Below are 18,352 nucleotides of genomic sequence, written 5' to 3'. Positions count from 1 at the left end.
TTTCGTCCGCGCAGCGCGGCTCAGCGGTGCGTGCGGTACGGTTCGTCGTCGGCGACGAAGGTGGCTTCGGCCAGCGCGTCGCGGGTCCAGGCCTGCATGGCCGGCAGGGCCTGCACGGCCTCCATGTAGTCGCGCACCGCGCCGGCGGCGGCCACGCCGTAGGTCTGGAAGCGCGAGACCACGGGGGCGTAGAACGCATCGGCAATCGAGAAACGACCGAACAGGAACGGGCCCGACTGGCCGAACTCGGCGCGCGTGTCGTGCCAGATGGCCTGGACACGCGAAATATCGCCCTGCGCCGCGCCCAGGTCGATGCCCGGCAGCCGGGCCTCGACATTCATGGGCATCGTCTGGCGCAAGGCGCCAAACCCGCTGTGCATCTGCGCCGCGAGCGAGCGCGCACGGGCGCGCGCGCGCCGGTCGGCCGGCCACAGCTGGGCGTCGGGATGGCGCTCGGCCACGTACTCGCAGATCGCCAACGAATCCCAGACCGCGAAATCGCCGTCGAGCAGCACCGGCACCAGGCCGGCCGGCGTGATGGTTTGCAGCCGTTGCGTGAAGGCCTCGGTCAGCAGGCCCAGTTTCTGTTCTTCAAACGGAATGTCTGCCTGGCGCAACGCCAGCCAGGCGCGCAGAGACCAGGACGAGTAGTTCTTGTTGCCGATCAGCAGGGTATACATGGCGGCCAGGCGGAAAGAAAAGGGGGCGGACGGTTCGTGTCCGTGCCGCCCTAGTCTAGCGCTGTTTGCCGTTGCGCAGCACGCGGCCCAGGTAGTGGCCGGTGTGGCTGTCGGGGCTGGCCGCCACCTGCTCGGGCGTGCCCACGGCCACCACGCGTCCGCCGCCGTCGCCGCCTTCCGGCCCCATATCCACCAGCCAGTCGGCGGTCTTGATGACGTCGAGGTTGTGCTCGATGATCAGCACCGTGTTGCCGCTGTCGACCAGCTGGTTGAGGACCTTGAGCAGGAGCTCGATGTCATGGAAATGCAGGCCGGTGGTCGGCTCGTCCAGGATGTACAGGGTGCGGCCCGTGCTGCGGCGCGACAGTTCCAGCGACAGCTTGACCCGTTGCGCCTCGCCGCCGGACAGCGTGGTGGCGCTTTGTCCCAGCCGGATATACGACAGGCCCACGTCGATCAGCGTGTGCAGCTTGCGCGCGATGGCGGGCACCGACTCGAAATACTCAAGCGCCTGTTCGACCGTCAGGTCCAGCACTTCGCTGATGTTGCGGCCGCGGTAGCGGATTTCCAGCGTTTCGCGGTTGTAGCGCTTGCCGTGGCAGACGTCGCACGGCACGTACATGTCCGGCAGGAAGTGCATCTCGACCTTGACCACGCCGTCGCCCTGGCAGGCCTCGCAGCGTCCGCCCTTGACGTTGAAGCTGAAGCGGCCCGGGTCGTAGCCGCGCGCGCGCGCCTCGGGCACGCCGGCGAACAGTTCCCGGATGGGCGTGAACAGTCCGGTGTACGTGGCGGGGTTGCTGCGCGGCGTGCGTCCGATCGGGCTTTGGTCCACGCTGATGGTCTTGTCGAAGTGCTCCAGCCCGGCCAGGCCGGCATAGGGCGCCGGTTCGCCTTGCGCATGGTTGAGCTGGCGCGCCAGCGCCACCGCCAGCGTGTCGTTGACCAGGGTGGATTTGCCCGAGCCCGAGACGCCGGTGACGCATACCAGGCGCGCCGCCGGGATGCGCAGGTCGACCGATTTGAGGTTGTTGCCGGTGGCCCCGGACAGGTGCAGCCAGGGCTGGTCGTCGGCGACCGGCCGGCGCGCCGGGATCTCGATGGCGCGCGCGCCGCTCAGGTACTGGCCGGTAAGCGATTGCGGGTCGCCCTGCACCGTCTCCGGCGTGCCCTGCGCCACCACCTGGCCGCCGTGCTCGCCGGCGCCCGGGCCCATGTCGACCACCCAGTCGGCGCAGCGGATCATGTCCTCGTCGTGCTCGACCACGATGACGCTGTTGCCCAGGTCGCGCAGATGCTGCAGGGTGCCGATCAGCCGGTCGTTGTCGCGCTGGTGCAGGCCGATGGACGGTTCGTCCAGCACATACATGACGCCGGTCAGGCCCGAGCCGATCTGGCTGGCCAGCCGGATGCGCTGGGCTTCGCCGCCCGAGATCGTATCGGCGCTGCGGTCCAGCGACAGGTAGTTCAGGCCGACATTGTTCAGGAAGCTGAGGCGGGCCTCGATTTCGCGCACGATGCGCTGCGCGATCTCCTGCTTGGCGCCGGTCAGCTGCAGCTGGCGGAACCAGTCCAGGCATACCGACAGCGGCATGCTCTCGACCTCGAAGATCGCCTGGCCGTGGCGTTCGCCTTCGCGCGGCTCGGCGCCGATCAGCACGTTGCGCGCCTCGGGGCGCAGGCGCGAGCCGCCGCAGTCCGGGCAGGTCTTGATGTTGCGGTACTTGCCCAGCTCCTCGCGCACCGTGGCCGAATCGGTTTCGCGCCAGCGGCGCTCCAGGTTCGGGATCACGCCCTCGAACGGGTGGCGCTTGACGGTGCTGCGGCCCTTTTCATTGACATAGAAGAAGGCGATCTCTTCCTCGCCCGAGCCATGCAGGACCTTCTCGCGCACCTCGGCCGGCAACTCCTCGAAGGGGGTATCGATATCGAATTCGTAATGCGTGGCCAGGCTGGTCAGCAGGGAGTGGGTGAAGGAGTTGCGGCGGTCCCAGCCGCGGATCGCGCCGGCGGCCAGGCTCAGCTCGGGGAAGGCCACCACGCGCTTGGGGTCGAAAAAGCCCACCTGGCCGATGCCGTCGCAGCCAGGACAGGCGCCCATGGGGTTGTTGAAGCTGAACAACCGCGGCTCCAGCTCGGCCAGGCTGTGGCTGCAGATCGGGCAGGCGTAGCGGCTGGAGAACACCTGCTCGCGGCCGCTGTCCATGTCCAGCGCGATGGCGCGGCCTTCGGCCAGCTGCAGCGCGGTCTCGAAGCTCTCGGCCAGGCGCTGCTGGCTTTCGGGGCGGATGCGCAGGCGGTCGATGACCACGTCCAGGTCGTGCTTCTCGGTTTTCTTCAGCGCGGGCAACTGGTCGATTTCCTGCAGCTGGCCGTCCACCCGTAGCCGTACGAAGCCCTGCGCCTGCAGGCTGGCCAGTTCGTCCTCGAAGCTGCCCTTGCGGGCCCGCGCAATGGGCGCCAGCACGGCCAGGCGCGCCTCGGCCGGCCAGGCCAGCACCGCGTCGACCATCTGGCCCACGCTCTGCGCCTGCAGCGGCAGGCCATGGTCGGGGCAGTAGGGCGTGCCCACCCGCGCGTACAGCAGGCGCAGGTAGTCGTGGATTTCGGTAATGGTGCCCACGGTCGAGCGCGGATTGTGGCCCGCCGACTTCTGCTCGATGGAGATCGCCGGCGACAAGCCTTCGATCAGATCGACGTCGGGCTTGTCCATCAGCTGGAGGAACTGGCGCGCGTATGCCGACAGGCTTTCCACGTAGCGACGCTGGCCTTCCGCGTACAGCGTGTCGAACGCCAGCGACGACTTGCCCGACCCGGACAGGCCCGTCACCACGACCAACTGGTGGCGCGGCAGGTCCAGCGAGACGTTCTTGAGATTGTGGGTGCGCGCACCCCGAATGCGAATCGCGTCCATTGGGCGTTTAAGCAGTTTCAAAGGCCAACTTGGTACTATAGCGCGCCGAATCGTCCCCCGTTCGCTGGCCCATAGTCTGTCCGGCATGCGCAAGGGGCGGCCGGCGCGCCCGGCCCCAGGCCGTTTCCGTCACTCTCCTCATTTCCTATGCCTGCATGCCGGCCGACCAGAAACTGCAACTGACCCGCTCCGAGCGCCGCGCCAGCGTGGCCTTGGCCGGCCTGTTCGCATGCCGGATGCTGGGCCTGTTTCTGCTGCTGCCGGTATTCGCGGTGGCCGCGCGCGACCTGCCCGGCGGCAACGACCCCGCGCGCGTCGGCCTGGCGCTGGGCATGTACGGGCTGACCCAGGCCTTCATGCAGATCCCCTTCGGCCTGGCCTCCGACCGCTGGGGGCGCCGTCCGGTGGTGGTCGCCGGCCTGGTGCTGTTCGTCATCGGCAGCGTGGTCTGCGCGCTGGCCGACGACGTCTACTGGATCACGCTGGGCCGGGCCATCCAGGGCGCGGGCGCCATTTCGGCGGCTGTCACGGCCTGGCTGGCCGATGCCACCCGCGACGAGGTGCGGACCCGCGCCATGGCCATGGTGGGCGGCTCGATCGGCCTGTCGTTCGCCGTGTCGCTGGTTGCCGCGCCGGTGCTGGTGGGGTGGTGGGGGCTGTCGGGGCTGTTCTGGACCATCGCGTGCCTGGGCCTGGCCAGCCTGGCGGTGGCCCGCTGGATGGTGCCGGTGGTGCCGCGCACCGGGGCGCGCACCATGCAGGGCGCCAGCGCCCGCGCCGTCCTGCTGCACACCGACCTGCTGCGGCTCAATTTCGGCGTGTTCGTGCTGCACCTCATCCAGGTCGCCCTGTTCGTGGTCACGCCGTCGCTGCTGGCGCGCCTGGGCGGGCTGGATGCGCGCGACCTGTGGCGCGTCTACCTGCCGGTCATCCTGGTTTCCTTCGTGCTGATGGTGCCCGCCGTGTTCGTCGCCGAGAAGCGGCGCGCCCACCGGGGGGCGCTGCGTGCCGCCGTGGCGGGCCTGATCGTGGTCTGCGCCTTGCTGCCGCTGGCCGCCCACGGCTTCTACGCCCTGGCCCTGGCGCTGACCGGCTTCTTCGTGGCCTTCAACATCCTCGAGGCCCTGCAGCCCTCGCTGGTGTCGCGGGTCGCGCCGGCGCAGTACAAGGGCCTGGCCCTGGGGTTCTACAACACCGCGCAGGCCGCCGGCCTGTTCGCCGGCGGCGCGCTGGGCGGCTGGCTGGCGGCCCGCGGCGGGGCCGACGCCGTCTACATCGCCGCCGCCGCGCTGGCGGCCCTGTGGCTGGCCGTGACCTGGGCGCTGCGGCCGCTGCGCTGATCCCTCCGGACCCGGAAAATGTTACAGCGGGGTGGACAATTCTGCCCCGCCAGCGGTTGGCGCGGCCATGCGTTATCGTCGATAATGACGGTCATCACAGGGCTTCACCCAGCATGCGCCGGTCACCGACCGGCGTGTTTCATGAAGCCGGTCTTAAACACAGTTTTGTATGCGCAGCCGGCTGCCGCGACGTTTCACGCGGCGGCGCCGGCGGGCAACAGAGGGGCATCGGCATGGCATCCGTCAACAAAGTCATTCTCGTCGGCAATCTGGGTCGCGACCCGGAAGTGCGTTACAGCCCGGATGGGGCGGCCATCTGCAACGTGTCGATCGCCACGACCTCGCAATGGAAGGACAAGGCCAGCGGCGAGCGCCGCGAAGAAACCGAATGGCACCGTGTGGTCATGTACAACCGCCTGGCCGAAATCGCGGGCGAATACCTGAAGAAGGGACGTTCGGTCTACATCGAGGGCCGCCTGAAGACCCGCAAGTGGCAAGACAAGGAGACCGGCGCCGACCGCTACAGCACCGAGATCGTGGCCGACCAGATGCAGATGCTGGGCGGGCGCGATAGCGGCGGCGACAGCGGCGGCGGCTATGGCGGTGGCTACGACGACGCGCCGCGCCAGCAGCGCGCCCCGGCCCAGCGCCCGGCGGCGGCTGCGCAGCGCCCCGCGCCGCAAGCCGCCCCGGCCGCCAACCTGGCCGACATGGACGACGATATTCCGTTCTGAGGCGCCTGCAGCCAAGCGCTGGATGCGAAAACCCTGCCTCGGCAGGGTTTTTTTTCGGCCGCGGCAGAACGCTATGGGCAGTGCCGGGGTATCCGGGAGCCTGTGTAATCAATAATAATATTGCGAACAAGTCGCATTCATAATAAAACACGAGTTTTTCTTGGCCACACTGGAGAAATTTCGTGCCTCGTCTCACTTCCCGCCGTACACGCCAGGCGCAGCCCGTCCTCGTGTCCGCGTTCTTCATGCTAGCCCTGGGCGCCGCCGCGAGCGCGCGCGCCCAGTCCACGCCGGCGGGCGGTCCGGACACGCAAGGGGTGGCGCAGATGCCGGCGGTCACGGTCAACGCCGCGCCGGTGGACGACACGCTGGAGCACCTGGAGGCGCCGGTCGATACCGGCGCGCTGGGGCGGCGCACCCAGCTCGAGACGCCTTTCTCCACCACGGTGGTGACCGCGCGCGACATGGAGGAGCGCCAGGTCAACAAGCTGGGAGACGTATTCGCGCTGGACGCATCGGTGACCGACAACAGCGCGTCCTATGGCGCGTGGGCCAGCTACCTGACGGTGCGTGGCCTGCCGCTGGATTGGCAGAATTCGTACCGCATCGATGGCCGGCCTTTCCTGAGCTACGTCACGACCCTGCCGTTCGAGCACTTCGAGCAGATCGACCTGCTCAAGGGAGCGTCGGGCTTCATGTATGGTTTCGGCTCGCCGGGCGGCCTGGTCAACTACGTTACCAAGAAGCCGACCGACGAAGCGGTGCGCAGCGTGGAGCTGGGCTACGTGTCCAAGGGGCTGCTGCGCGAGCACGTGGACCTGGGCGGCAGGGTGGGCGGGAGCGGCGCGTTCGGCTATCGGCTGAACGCCACGCACGAGGAGGGCAACACCTACAACGGCGGATCGCTGTATCGCGATTCGGTTTCGCTGGCGCTGGATGCGCGCCTGAGCGAGCGGTTGACCTGGGACTTCCAGTCCATCTACCAGGATCGCAAGGCCATCGGGCAGGAGCCCACCATCTATGCGGGCACCATGACCGGCAGCGAGCTGCCATCGCCGGTGCGCAACGACAATGACAAGCTGGTCGGGCAGGGGCCGTACGCGGACAATGCGTTCCGTTATTACTCGACCGGTTTGAAGTACCAACTGGCGGATGAATGGACGTTGAGCACCAACTACAGCTACAGCTCCACGCGTACCCGCCGCAACGAGTCGGTGCTGTTCCTGCGCGACCAGGCGGGCGACTATGACGATTACCGCTCGGACTATGGCGAGGCCTATGGCTACAACCAGTGGCAGGCCATGCTGGAGGGCAAGTTCGCCACCGGCCCCCTGAAGCACCATGTGGTGGCCGGCGCGTCATGGCAGAAGCAGAAGAACGACTACAGCGCCAACGGGGTCTATCAACTGCAGGGCACGGGCAACCTGCGCGCGCGCAATACCAATACGTACTACAGCGAAGGCCAGCTGCACCTGTACCGCGCCGCCGAGATCACGCAGAAGGCGCTGTACGCCAGCGACACGGTGGATCTGACCGGCGGCTGGTCGGTACTGGGCGGGCTGCGCTATACGAACTACGCGCAGCAAGGGTTCGACGCCACGGGCGCGCGCACATCGCGCTACGACAAGAACGGCGTGCTGACGCCGACCTTCGCCCTGATGTACAAGCTGACGCCGCGCACCATGGCCTATGCGAGCTACATTGAATCGCTGGAGCCAGGCTCGTCGGTAGGCGCCACGTATGCCAACTTCGGCGCCTTGCTCGATCCGTTGAAGAGCAAGCAGTACGAACTGGGCATCAAGACCGAACAGGACGGCTGGGCCGCCACGGCGGCGCTGTTTCGCATCGAGAAGAAGGCGGAGTACGCGAATGCCGCCAACGAGCTGGTGCAGGACGGCAAGACCCTGTACCAGGGGTTGGAGCTGGGCGCCTCCACGCGCATCGCCCGGGACTGGAACGTGGGGGGCAGCCTGATGTTCCTGGATTCGGAATACAAGAAAGGTTCGGATTTCACCGGCAACCGCGTGGCGGGAGCGCCGAAGTTCGTGGCGGCCGCGCAATTGGCGTATTCGGTGCCGCAGGTGCCGGGGCTGAAGCTGCGCGCCGATGTGAAGTACACCGGCAACACCATGCTGGGCGCGAGCAACCGGGTGAAGGTGGATGACTACGCCATCGTCAACATCGGCGCCACCTACGACACGCAGATCCACGGCTACGAGGCCAGCTTCACCGCCGGCATCAACAACGTGGCCAACAAGCGCTACTGGCTGTACCAGTCGTCCGACTACGTGAAGGCGGGCGACCCGCGGACCTATGGCCTGACCGCCAGCCTGAAATTCTAGAAAGCGGCGGCGGGCCGCCTGGCGGCCCGCCCGGGTTTACCCGGCATTGACCGGCCCGGATCGCGCGGATTAGTCTATATCCAGATATCCGGATATCTGGATATAGAAGAGCCCGACCACTTGGAGGAGAGCACGATGGGGCATGGCATAGCGGGAGGCACGGGGCTGACGGCCCGCAACGAGGCGCCGGAGCTGATCCGGGCGCTGGACCGCGACGATGAGCGCTGCTGGGTGCCGCTGGCGCCCGGCGCCTGGTTCTACCCGATGGCGTTCGATGTGCGCAACGGCGCCTGGCACAGCGTCTTTCGCGTGGCTCCGGGCGCGCAGCTGCCGACGCATTACCATCTGGGGCGCGTGGTCGGCTGTACGTTGCGGGGGCGCTGGCATTACCGCGAGCGCGACTGGGAGCATCGGCCCGGTTCGTACCTGCTGGAGGTGCCGGGCGATAGCCACACCTTCGAGGTGATCGGCGAGGAAACCGTGGAGCTGTTCACCGTCAACGAAGGGGGTTTCCTGTTGCTGGACGAACGCGGCGATGTCATCGGCATTACCGACGTGCTGCTGCGCCTGGAGCAGGCCCGCGCGCATTACGAGCGCGTCGGGCTGGGCCGGGCCGTGATCGATTCGCTTATCCGCTGACCGCGACAGGAGCCAGCCATGACGACCTTGAAAGCGCGCCTGCGCCAGGGACAGGCGATCACCATGATCGGCAACAGCCTGCCGGATACCTATGCGGCCGAGATGGTGGCCAGCGCGGGATTCGATGCGGTGATGATAGACCTGCAGCATTCCGCCATCGGGCTGCACGAAGTCAACGACCTGGCGCGCGCGGTGCGCGCCCAGGGATGCGCGCCGGTGGTGCGCGTGGCGGCCAATGATCCGGCGGCGATCACCAAGGTGCTCGATGGCGGCGTGGATGCCGTGGTGGCGCCCATGATCAACAGCGCCGAGGCCTGCCGGCAGTTCATCTCCGCGTGCTACTACGCGCCGCTGGGAGACCGCAGTTTCGGCCCGTACCTGGGCCAGGTCATACAGCGCCAGAGCATCCAGGACTATTACGCGCAGACCCGCGACCGCCTGCTGCCTATCGCGATGATAGAGAACGAGGAGGGCGTGCGCCAGGCCGAGCGGATCATGCGCACGGAAGGGCTGGGCGCGATCTACGTGGGCGCGAGCGACCTTTCCATCGCCATGGGGATGGATTGCGTGCCCGACTATCGCAATGCGCGCCTGCTCGATTGCATCAAGGGGCTGATCGACCTGGGCGAGCGTTGCGGCATTCCGGTCGGCGCCTTCGCGCCGACATTGGAAGACTCGTTGATGCTGAAGTCGCTGGGCGCGCGGATCCTGTGGGTGGGCTCCGACCAGGGCTTCATCAAGGCTGGCTGCGCGGCGCGCGCGCAGCAGTACCACGCCGAATCGTCGCCGCGGCGATAGCCGCGCCGCGACCACGCAGGAGACCGCTATGAAGACGCTTGCACCTATGGTCCGCTGGCCCCGCGCCGCCGGCGCCGTCGTCCGCCAGGCTTGTGCCGCCGTGTTGGGGCTGGTCCTGGGGGCGGCGCCGGCGCTGGCCGAGTACCCCAGCCGTCCGGTCACTCTGGTCGTGCCTTCGCCGCCGGGCGGCTCGACCGACGCGATCGCGCGCGTGCTGGCCGATGCCCTGGGCAAGCGCCTGGGGCAGTCCATCGTCATCGAGAACAAGGGCGGCGGGGGCGGCATCGTAGGTACGTCGTATGTGCTGGACAAGCCGGCCGACGGCCATACGCTGTTGCTGGCGATTTCCAGCAAGACGGTGGCGCGCGCCCTGCAGCCCGCGCTGGCCTATGATCCCATCAGGGATTTCACGGCGGTGGCGCTGGTGTCGCGCGTACCGACGGTGATGGTGACCTCGGTGGCGGCCGGGCTGCCCGACTTCGCGCGGCTCAAGGCATACATCGCGGCCAATCCGGGCAAGACGGCCTGGGCCGTACCGGGCATCGGCACGGCGCCGCACCTGACCGAGCACGTGCTGATGCAGGCGCTGGGCGGCAAGGTGAACGAAATCCAGTATCGCGGCAGCGCGCCCATGCACGTCGACCTGCTGGCGGGCCGTGTCGATGTGGTGGTGGACAGCTACACCGCGCTGCGGCAGCACATCGACGATCGCAAGGTGGTGCCGGTCGCGGTCATCGGCCGTGGCCGCATCGATGCGATGCCCGCGGTGCCGACGCTGGGCGAGCTGGGCTATCGGACCTTCGAAGAGGTACTGTTCGACGGTTGGAATGCCGTCGACGTGCGCGCCAGCACCCCGCCGGACGTGATTGCGCGCCTGAGCCAGGCGCTGCAGGACGTGCTGGCCGACACCGCTTTTCGCGAGCGCGTCGTGCAGCTGGGACTGGTTCCGTTCGCGCCGATGCCGGCGAGCCAGGCCCAGGATTTCGTGCAGGACGTCTCGCGCGCGCTCAGTCCGGTGGCCGCGTCCCTGGCGGCTGCGCAATAATCAGGCTTTCGACCCCAACCGGCCCTGGCCCCGAGCCTCTTCCGATAACCGCCTATGCCTGCTTCCGTTGATGTGTTGTCCCTGCCCGAGGTGGAGGCAGCCGCTTCAGCCGATACGCCCAACCTGCTGTACTGGACCATCTACCAGGGCCTGGTCCGGTCGATCGAGGCGGATACGGCCGCGGTCGGCAAGGACCTCCCGATAGAACGCCTGATATCGGCGCACTATTCGGCCAGCCGGTTTACCGTGCGGCAGGCGCTGGACCTGCTGGAAAAGCGCGGCTATATCCGCAAGCAGCGCGCCAAGCCGGCGCGCGTCATCAGCCGCAGCCCGGTGGTGCCGGTCGAGCGCCATCTGCGCCGCCTGTCCGATATCCTCACCCCGGCGGTCATCCACCAGACGCGCGTCACCGGCTTCGGGCCGGTGCGGCACCAGGAGGCGGCCGCCACGCTGGGCCAGGCGTCCGAGGCGCAGCTGTATCGCCTGCAATTGGTGCACGCGGACCAGGCGCAGAACATCGGTTTCAGCGATATCTACTTTCCCGCGCATATCGGGCAGCGCCTGAGCCTGCAGGATTTCGACGTCGCGGCGCGCAATGGGCCGTTGTTCGTCTACCCCATCGTCGAGCAGAAAATCGGCTTCAAGGTCGATCATGCGCGTATCAATATCGGCGCCGAGTCGCATGCCCGCGCCCAGCGCACGGCGGTTGCCGAGGCGCTGGGCACCGCGCCGCTGGTGCGGGTGCAGTATGTTTTCTCGCACGCCGGCGCGCCCGTGCAATTCACCACCAACTGGCTGGATTCGCGTTTTTTCAGCGTCAGCTACGAGTTGGCGGAAGGCGAGTTCTAGCCAGGCGCGCCGTCCCGCGCGTCGGGACAGGCGTCCGCGCGGGCCAGGTCGTAGACGGTGTCGCGCAGCCATTGGTGCGAGGGGCTGCGGCGGGTGCGGTCGTGCCAGAGCTGGGATACCGGGAAATCAGGCAGGGGCAGCGGATGGGCCAGGACCTGCAAGGGATGCCGCGCGGCGAATTCGCGCGCCACCCGGTGAGCCATGGTCGCCATCAGGTCGGTGGCGGTAAGCGTGGCGGGGATGGCCAGCATGTGGGGCACCTGCACCGCCACGTCGCGCGTGACGCCCAGGCGTTGCAGGGTGTCTTGCAATACGCGTTCACGCGCGCCGTTCTGGCGCGGCATGGCCAGGTGGCGGCCGGACACGAACTGTTCGATCGGCACCGGGTCGGCAAGCGCCGGATGGCCGACGCGGCACAGGCATACGTAGTGGTCGCGGAACAGCTCCTGGCGATAGATGGGAAAGTTGACGCTGGTGACGCTGGAGATGACGAGGTCGACCTTGCCGGCCAGCAGCATTTCTTCCGGCATCATGGATTCCATGTCGTGCAGCGTCAGCGAGACATGCGGCGCGGTTTCCTGCAGGCGACGCATCAATCCCGGCAGCAGGACGAACGACACGTAATCGGTGGCGCCGATATTGAAATGCGCGCGTGCGCTGCGCGCGTCGAATTCGGTCACGGGGCTGGCCAGGTTGTTGAGCGCGGCGATGGCCTGGCGCACCTGGTCGGCGATTTCCAGCGCCCTGTGCGTGGGCACCACGCCGCGGCTGGCGCGCAGGAACAGCGGGTCGCCGAACGCCTGCCTGAGCTGGGCCAGGCCCTTGCTGACGGCCGACTGGCTCATCGCCAGGCGTTCCGCCGCGCGCGTGACGTGGCCCTCGGCGAGGATCGCGTCGAAGATCATCAGCAGATTCAGGTCCAGATGCTTGGCGATCATGGCTGGCTCATCGGCGTAGGGCCCACGCGAAGGGCCGAATAATGCACTATTCGAAACCGGAATAAGCCCGGGCCGGGCCGTTCGGCGCGCCTGCGCGACGCGCCGCGACCCCTGGTTTGGCGCCATTATCCGAGGAAATGGCGGGGTGATGCACGCACTTGTCGCGGCGTTCCGGACCGGCGCGGGCCGCGCGCCGTGCGTTGACAGGGTTTCCGATGCTAATCAGCATACTGATCAATTGCCCGATGGGCGGCAATGGTCAACAAGAGGGGTATCGGATGCTGACACAGATAAAGGGCGAATGGGTGCTCGGGTTCGCCGACGGCAACCACCGCATGCTGCGCGACGCCAGCGTCGTCTACGAAGGCGAGCGCATCGTGCATGTGGGCACGGATTTCGATGGCGTGGCCGACCGCGTGATCGATGCGCGCGGCTGCCTGGTGGCGCCAGGGTTCATCGATACCCATGTGCATTCCGGCCATCGCGCCTTGCACAAGCTGCTGGCCGACGGCGGACGTCCGGACCTGTTCGGCCAGCCCTACATGGACGTCACGATCGCGCGCGACGGGACGCGGATCAAGGGTTATCCCAACTACCTGAGCCGCGAGGACGCCGCCGTCGACCCAGGCATCGCCCTGCATGCCGCGTTCACCGTGGCCGAACTGCTGCGCAATGGCGTGACGACGTTCGTCGAACTGGGCGGCCACGTGATCGTGCAGGAAGCATTGTGGCGCGAATGCGAGCGACTCGGCGTACGCGGCTACCTGGGGCCCGGCTACGACAGCGGACGATGGGCCGCCGACGAGCAGGGCCGCCTGCGGCGCGTTCCGTATCCCGACGGCGGCGATCATCTGTTCGAGGAGGCGGTGGCTTTCATCAAGCGCGTCCAGGCGGCCGGCAGCGACCTGGTCAACGGCATCCTGGTGCCGCGCGAGGTCGAGAACTGCAGCGTCGATATCCTGCGCCGTACCGTGCAGGCGGCGCAGGAGCTGGGCGTGCCGATGGCCACGCATGCCGGCTACAACGTCATCGAGTTCTACGAAACGGTGCGCGAGCATCGCATGACGCCGATCGAATTGCTGCACAGCGTGGGCATGCTTGGGCCGCGGCTGAACATCGGGCACGCCAACCTGATCTCCGATAGCCCGCGCCTGAACTATTCGGGCGGGCGCGACCTGGCCTTGATGGGCGAGCATCGCGTCTCGATCTCGCATTGCCCGATCAACATCGTGCGCCGCGCGCGCGTGCTGGACTCGTGGAAGAAGTATCGCGAGGCGGGCGTCAACCTGACCATAGGCAGCGACACCTATCCGCGCGACATGGTCATGAACATGCGGACCGCGTCCTACCACGGCAAGGTCATGAGCCATGACCTGACCGCGGCGAGCGCGGCTGAAGTGTTCGAGGCCGCGACCCTGGGAGGCGCTCGCTCGCTGGGACGCACGGATATCGGCCGGCTGGAGGCGGGCGCGCGCGCCGATGTGATCGCCATCAACGTCGGCCGCCAGGACGTGCTGCGCTACGGGCCGATCTGGGACCCCATCCGCAGCCTGGTCGAGTGCGGCGTGGGCGATGACGTGGAGCTGGTGGTGACCAACGGACAGGTGCGCATGGAGCAGGGGCGCATCGCGGGCGTGGACCTGGGCGCGCTGCGCGCCGAGGCGCAGCAGTTCGCCGACAACGTCTGGCGCGACCTGCAGGATTGGGATCCGTTGCGGCGCACGGCGCAGGCCATGTGCCCGCCGTCGTTCTGCCCGGATTGCATGTAGCGGCCCGCCGGGCCGGTCAAGACAACAAGGGGAATGCAATGAAGAAGCTGATGCAGTGGGGCGCCGCGCTGGCGCTCGCGGTAGCGTGTGGCGGCGCCCAGGCGGGCGACGCGGTCGCGGCCTATCCGCAGCGCCCGGTGCGGCTGATCGTACCCTATGGCGCGGGCGGCGCCGCCGATGTGCTGGCCCGCATCATGGCCGAGAAACTGTCGGCCATCTGGAAGCAGCCCGTCATCGTCGAGAACAAGCCCGGCGGCGTCGGCACGATAGGCATCATGGCCACCGTGCAGGCCGAGCCCGATGGCTACACGCTGGTGTCGGTACCGGTGTCCGACCTGGCGGTCAATCCGCACCTGTACAGGAAGCGGCCGTTCGATGTGCGCAAGGATCTGGCGCCGGTCAGCCAGGTCGGCGCGGTGCCCAATGTCCTGCTGGTCTCCAATGCGCTGGAGGTCGGCGACGTGCAGGCCCTGGTGGCGCGCGCCGCGGCCAAGCCGGGGCACCTGACCTATTCGTCGCCGGGGGTCGGCAGCCAGGCGCACATCGCGGCCGAAATGTTCGCCATGCGCGCGGGCCTGTCCTTGCAGCACATTCCGTACAACAGCGTGCCGGCGGCGCTGACCGACGTGGCGGGCGGGCAGATCGACATGATGTTCGCGCAGCTGCCGGCCGTGCTGCCTTTCGTCAAGAGCGGCCGGGTGAAGGTGCTGGCGGTCGCCGCCGACGAACGCACGCCATTGTTGCCGGACCTGCCGACCCTGGGCGAAGTGGGCGGCCCGTCGATCGGCGACGCCATCTCGTGGTCGGCGGTGATGGCGCCGGCCGGCACGCCCCTGGCCTTGCGCGAGAAGATCGCCGCCGGCATCGCCAGCGCCATACAGTCGCCGCAGGTCAGGGAGAAGCTGGCGGCCCAGGGGCTCATTGGGCTGGGCGGTACGCCGCAGCAGCTGGAGCAGGCGTGGCGCCAGGACTACGAGCGCTATGGCGCGGCGGTGAAGGCCATGAACATCCAGCTGCTCGATTGAACCGCCTATCCGGGAAGAGGAGTTGTTTCGATAATAAAAAACCTCTCTGAATGTGTCGTTATGTGATTTGCGCGATGCGTGGATAGCACGTTAAGGTTGCCGGGATCTTTCCTACCCACAGTGTGTCTATGGACTACATTCACACTGTTACTCTCAGAATGTCCCAACCGCACCCACTGCGCATCGCGCACGCTGAGGCCGCGATAGGCTTTGGCGGGCAAGAGCAGCGTATCCTCAAGGAAGTCCTGGCCATGCGCGAGCGCGGCCATCATGTCGAACTCATATGCCGGCCCCAGGCCAGGTTGCTCGAGCGCGCGCGCGACGTGGGCATCCGCGTGCATACCGTGCCCATGGGCGGCTTGCGCAATTTCGTGCGCGGCGTGCCGCGCGTGCGGCGCATCCTGCGCGAGGGCGGGTTCGATGTGCTCAATACGCACAGCCGCATCGACACCTTGCTGGCGGGCGCGGGAGCGCGCCTGGCGGGCACGCCGCTGGTGGTGCGCACGCGCCACCTGAGCAATCGCGTCAACTCGATGCTGTCGTATACGTGGATACCCCACCGCGTCAGTACGGTCAGCGATCATGTGCGCCGCTACCTGATCGAGCGTGGCGTGTCGCCCGCGCACATCGAAACCATTTACTCGCCCATCAACCTGCCTGCGCCGGGCCTGCGTTCGACGCTGCGCGACGAGCTGGACCTGCCGGCCGACGCCGTGGTGGTGGCGTGCGTGGCGATCATGCGGGCCACCAAGGGGCATCGCGAACTGATCGACGCGCTGCGCCCACTGATGGCCACCCGTCCGCACGTGCATCTGGTGCTGGTGGGCAACGGTTCGCCACTGTTCGAGCAACTGCAGGCGCTGATCGCCGAACTCGGCCTGGGCGAACGCATTCACATGCTGGGCTTTCGCGACGATGTGCCCAACGTGCTGGCAGGCAGCGACATATTCGCGCTGCCCACGCGCAAGGAAGCGTCGGGCACGGTCTTTGTCGAGGCTGCCGCGTGTGGCCTGCCGGTGGTCGGCGTGGACGTCGGAGGCGTCAGCGAGATGTTGCGCAACGGCGAGACGGGGCTGCTGGTTCCTCCCGACGATGCGGCTGCCTTGCAGGGGGCGCTGCGCAGCCTGATCGACGACGCCGCCCTGCGTGCGCGCATGGGCGGCGCCGGCGAGCGCATGGTGCGCGACGAAGGGAAGTTCTCGCTGGCCCGCCTGGCCGAACGTACCGAGCTGGTTTATCGTAAGTGGCTCGCCGAGCGGCGCGATGCGCCCACCGCCGTATCCCGATCGGCGCGGCAATCCTGATCGCACATGTCCATACCAACTTCCCGCCTGGCTGCCGTGCCGGCGCCGCCGCAGGAGATCGCCGCGCAGGCGCTGCTCGATCGCATGCCCGCGGTCCTGCCGGTGATGGACGTCGTGCCGGCGGCCACGGACTGGCCGCCGTTCGCCGTGGTCGACCTGCTGGGCGCGACGCTGATCGCCACCGGCAGCGAGCGCGACGTCTACCAGCACCCGGGCAACGCCGCGTTGCTGATCAAGATCGTCAATCGCGCGCGCATCAATGAGCCGGGACGGCGGCGTCCCTGGCACAAGAAATTCCACCGCGAGGATGCGCACCGCGTATTCATCACCGAACTGATCGAGTACATCTCGACGACGGTGCAGTTGCGCCAGGCCGACGGCAATACGCTGCTGGCGCGGATTGCCGGCCTGGCGCTGACCTCGGCGGGGCTGGGCCTGGTGGTGGAGAAGATCGTCGATGCCGAGGGCAAGGCCGCGCCCACCTTGGCGCACGTGGTGTCGACCCAGGGGTTCGGGCCGCAGCTGCGCGAGCAATTGCGGGCGTTTTTCCTGGCGTTGATCGAGGCGCATGTGATCTTCAACGACGTCAGCGCCCGCAATATCGTCGTTGGCCGCAACGCGACCGGACAGGATGGCCTGTTCCTGGTCGACGGTTTCGGGCCCAAGCAGCTGCTGCCGCTGTACGCCTGGAGCAAGACCTTGAATCGCCGCCGCCTGCTGCGCAAATACGAGGACATGGTGCGCAAGCTGGCGCGGCTGGGCGACCGGTTGGGGCGCCCGGCCGGGCAGCCCCTGCCCGGCGACGGCGCCAAACCGCCGCGCTAGGAGAAATCACCTGCAAGCGGCCCCGGCGCGGGGCGCGAGGCGGCCGCAACGCCGGCCGTATACCGCCTGCCTGCTAATACTCACTATAAGAATTACTTAACAAGCGCTTAGTTTTCGCCTAAAAATCTCCGTTTTCTTAGTATTGCTTACAGGAGACAGTATGGGCGCGCTCAAGAACGATTCCAGCCTCGATGTACGCATGCTGCGCATTTTTGCCGCGGTGGCGGCGGCCGACAGCCTGTCGGCCGCGGCGCAGGCGTTGAACATCACGCAATCTGCCGTATCGCAGACGGTTACCCAGATCGAAAGCATCCTGGGCATGCGGGTGCTCGACCGTACCCGCCGCCCTTATCGGCTCACGCCCGCCGGCGTCGCGCTGCAGCGCCAGTCGCGCCAGATCGTCGACGATATCGACCGCCTGATCGCGCAGGTGCGCGAAGCCGACCTGATGAACCGCCCGGCGATCCGCATCGGGATGATCGATTCGTTCGCCGCCACCACCGGCCCGGCCATCGTCAAGCGGCTGACGCAAAGCGCCAGCCAGGTGCTGGTCTGGTCGGGGCTGGCATACGGCCATGCCCAGGCGTTGCTGAACCGGCAGGTCGACATCATCGTTACGACGGACGCGCTCGAGGATGTCGATGGCCTGGTGCGCCGGCCTATCCTCAACGAGCCGTTCGTGGTGGTGGCGCCCGCGGTGCGCGCCGACGAGTTCGCGCCGCTGGATCTGCGCCAGATGGCGCAGGCCGCGCCGTTCATCCGCTTCAGCGGGCGGTCGCATTTCGGCGCCATGATCGAGCGCCATCTGCGGCGTTGCGGCGTGACCGCGCCGCCGTTCCTGGAGATCGACACCAGCGACGTGGTGATGGCCATGATTGCCGCCAACCTGGGCTGGGCGCTGATGACGCCGCTGTGCCTGCTGCAGGGGCGTTCGTGGCTGGACCAGGTCGTGGTGCTGCCGCTGCCCGGGCCCAGCCTGGCCCGCACGCTGCACCAGGTATCGCGCCTCGAGGAGTACCAGGAGATGGCCGACATGTTCTGGCAGCTCAGCCGCCAGGCGCTGGAGACCGAAATTTTCCCGCAAGTGACGACGCAGCTGCCCTGGCTGGGACGGCAGATGCGGCTTTGTTGAAACACCTACTACAAGGAG

Annotated in this window: 15 protein-coding genes; 12 read left to right on the top strand and 3 right to left on the bottom strand. The window is 67.6% G+C overall.

The window, feature by feature from the left end:
- Window positions 1-20 precede the first annotated feature (20 nt).
- The gene (locus CAL11_RS23800; protein ID WP_033463409.1) at window positions 21-680 is read right to left on the bottom strand and encodes a glutathione S-transferase family protein; all 660 of its coding nucleotides are present in this window, start codon (window positions 678-680) and stop codon (window positions 21-23) included.
- Window positions 681-735: 55 nt separating this feature from the next.
- Window positions 736-3,594, bottom strand: a complete 2,859-nt coding sequence (gene uvrA, locus CAL11_RS23795; protein WP_086094453.1) for an excinuclease ABC subunit UvrA — start codon at window positions 3,592-3,594, stop codon at window positions 736-738.
- A gap of 155 nt (window positions 3,595-3,749) precedes the next feature.
- On the opposite strand from uvrA, the gene CAL11_RS23790 reads away from it, so the two are divergent.
- From CAL11_RS23790 to CAL11_RS23760, 7 genes are all read left to right on the top strand, one after another.
- Window positions 3,750-4,934 (top strand): MFS transporter, encoded by a 1,185-nt coding sequence (locus CAL11_RS23790; protein WP_068924443.1) that lies wholly within the window; start codon window positions 3,750-3,752, stop codon window positions 4,932-4,934.
- 233 nt (window positions 4,935-5,167) lie between these two features.
- Window positions 5,168-5,668, top strand: coding sequence for a single-stranded DNA-binding protein (gene ssb / locus CAL11_RS23785; RefSeq protein WP_086094452.1), 501 nt, complete (start codon window positions 5,168-5,170; stop codon window positions 5,666-5,668).
- A gap of 182 nt (window positions 5,669-5,850) precedes the next feature.
- A complete protein-coding gene (locus tag CAL11_RS23780; protein ID WP_086094451.1) occupies window positions 5,851-8,010 on the top strand; it encodes a TonB-dependent siderophore receptor in 2,160 nt (719 codons plus the stop codon).
- 135 nt (window positions 8,011-8,145) lie between these two features.
- Complete coding sequence (locus CAL11_RS23775) at window positions 8,146-8,649, top strand: 2,4'-dihydroxyacetophenone dioxygenase family protein (protein ID WP_033463417.1); 504 nt, start codon at window positions 8,146-8,148, stop codon at window positions 8,647-8,649.
- A gap of 18 nt (window positions 8,650-8,667) precedes the next feature.
- Complete coding sequence (locus tag CAL11_RS23770) at window positions 8,668-9,447, top strand: HpcH/HpaI aldolase family protein (RefSeq protein ID WP_033463419.1); 780 nt, start codon at window positions 8,668-8,670, stop codon at window positions 9,445-9,447.
- 28 nt (window positions 9,448-9,475) lie between these two features.
- Window positions 9,476-10,492 carry a tripartite tricarboxylate transporter substrate-binding protein gene (locus CAL11_RS23765; protein WP_086094450.1) on the top strand — a complete coding sequence of 339 codons (1,017 nt, stop codon included), beginning with the start codon at window positions 9,476-9,478 and terminating at the stop codon, window positions 10,490-10,492.
- 54 nt (window positions 10,493-10,546) lie between these two features.
- On the top strand, window positions 10,547-11,341 hold the full coding sequence (locus CAL11_RS23760) for a GntR family transcriptional regulator (protein ID WP_086094449.1): 795 nt from the start codon (window positions 10,547-10,549) through the stop codon (window positions 11,339-11,341).
- Here CAL11_RS23760 and CAL11_RS23755 read toward each other — a convergent pair.
- Window positions 11,338-12,279: a LysR family transcriptional regulator gene (locus tag CAL11_RS23755; RefSeq protein ID WP_086094448.1), complete on the bottom strand. Its 942-nt coding sequence runs from the start codon at window positions 12,277-12,279 to the stop codon at window positions 11,338-11,340. The two genes, CAL11_RS23760 and CAL11_RS23755, sit on opposite strands and share 4 nt — an antisense overlap.
- 278 nt (window positions 12,280-12,557) lie before the next feature.
- On the opposite strand from CAL11_RS23755, the gene CAL11_RS23750 reads away from it, so the two are divergent.
- From CAL11_RS23750 to CAL11_RS23730, 5 genes are all read left to right on the top strand, one after another.
- Entirely contained in the window at window positions 12,558-14,048 is a 1,491-nt protein-coding gene (locus CAL11_RS23750) for an amidohydrolase family protein (protein WP_086094447.1), read from the top strand.
- Between the two features lie 38 nt (window positions 14,049-14,086).
- On the top strand, window positions 14,087-15,073 hold the full coding sequence (locus CAL11_RS23745) for a Bug family tripartite tricarboxylate transporter substrate binding protein (protein ID WP_086094446.1): 987 nt from the start codon (window positions 14,087-14,089) through the stop codon (window positions 15,071-15,073).
- A 158-nt stretch (window positions 15,074-15,231) separates the two neighbouring features.
- Window positions 15,232-16,377 carry a glycosyltransferase family 4 protein gene (locus CAL11_RS23740; protein WP_086094445.1) on the top strand — a complete coding sequence of 382 codons (1,146 nt, stop codon included), beginning with the start codon at window positions 15,232-15,234 and terminating at the stop codon, window positions 16,375-16,377.
- A 6-nt stretch (window positions 16,378-16,383) separates the two neighbouring features.
- The gene (locus CAL11_RS23735; RefSeq protein ID WP_033463431.1) at window positions 16,384-17,202 is read left to right on the top strand and encodes a PhoP regulatory network YrbL family protein; all 819 of its coding nucleotides are present in this window, start codon (window positions 16,384-16,386) and stop codon (window positions 17,200-17,202) included.
- A gap of 160 nt (window positions 17,203-17,362) precedes the next feature.
- Window positions 17,363-18,334, top strand: coding sequence for a LysR family transcriptional regulator (locus CAL11_RS23730; protein ID WP_003806971.1), 972 nt, complete (start codon window positions 17,363-17,365; stop codon window positions 18,332-18,334).
- The last annotated feature ends 18 nt before the right edge of the window (window positions 18,335-18,352 follow it).

Origin of the sequence: Bordetella genomosp. 6 (assembly GCF_002119705.1) — a bacterium.
Taxonomy (GTDB): domain Bacteria; phylum Pseudomonadota; class Gammaproteobacteria; order Burkholderiales; family Burkholderiaceae_B; genus Bordetella; species Bordetella bronchiseptica_F.
The sequence above is the reverse complement of the archived record's forward strand: the minus strand, read 5'-3'. Positions and strand labels throughout refer to the sequence as shown.

Coding starts and splice junctions, on each gene's coding strand:
- CAL11_RS23775 (WP_033463417.1), top strand. CDS start 8,146: ATGGGGCATGGCATAGCGGGAGGCACGGGGCTGACGGCCCGCAACGAG.
- CAL11_RS23800 (WP_033463409.1), bottom strand. CDS start 680: ATGTATACCCTGCTGATCGGCAACAAGAACTACTCGTCCTGGTCTCTG.
- CAL11_RS23755 (WP_086094448.1), bottom strand. CDS start 12,279: ATGATCGCCAAGCATCTGGACCTGAATCTGCTGATGATCTTCGACGCG.
- CAL11_RS23750 (WP_086094447.1), top strand. CDS start 12,558: ATGCTGACACAGATAAAGGGCGAATGGGTGCTCGGGTTCGCCGACGGC.
- CAL11_RS23760 (WP_086094449.1), top strand. CDS start 10,547: ATGCCTGCTTCCGTTGATGTGTTGTCCCTGCCCGAGGTGGAGGCAGCC.
- uvrA (WP_086094453.1), bottom strand. CDS start 3,594: ATGGACGCGATTCGCATTCGGGGTGCGCGCACCCACAATCTCAAGAAC.
- ssb (WP_086094452.1), top strand. CDS start 5,168: ATGGCATCCGTCAACAAAGTCATTCTCGTCGGCAATCTGGGTCGCGAC.
- CAL11_RS23735 (WP_033463431.1), top strand. CDS start 16,384: ATGTCCATACCAACTTCCCGCCTGGCTGCCGTGCCGGCGCCGCCGCAG.
- CAL11_RS23765 (WP_086094450.1), top strand. CDS start 9,476: ATGAAGACGCTTGCACCTATGGTCCGCTGGCCCCGCGCCGCCGGCGCC.
- CAL11_RS23790 (WP_068924443.1), top strand. CDS start 3,750: ATGCCGGCCGACCAGAAACTGCAACTGACCCGCTCCGAGCGCCGCGCC.
- CAL11_RS23730 (WP_003806971.1), top strand. CDS start 17,363: ATGGGCGCGCTCAAGAACGATTCCAGCCTCGATGTACGCATGCTGCGC.
- CAL11_RS23740 (WP_086094445.1), top strand. CDS start 15,232: ATGTCCCAACCGCACCCACTGCGCATCGCGCACGCTGAGGCCGCGATA.
- CAL11_RS23745 (WP_086094446.1), top strand. CDS start 14,087: ATGAAGAAGCTGATGCAGTGGGGCGCCGCGCTGGCGCTCGCGGTAGCG.
- CAL11_RS23770 (WP_033463419.1), top strand. CDS start 8,668: ATGACGACCTTGAAAGCGCGCCTGCGCCAGGGACAGGCGATCACCATG.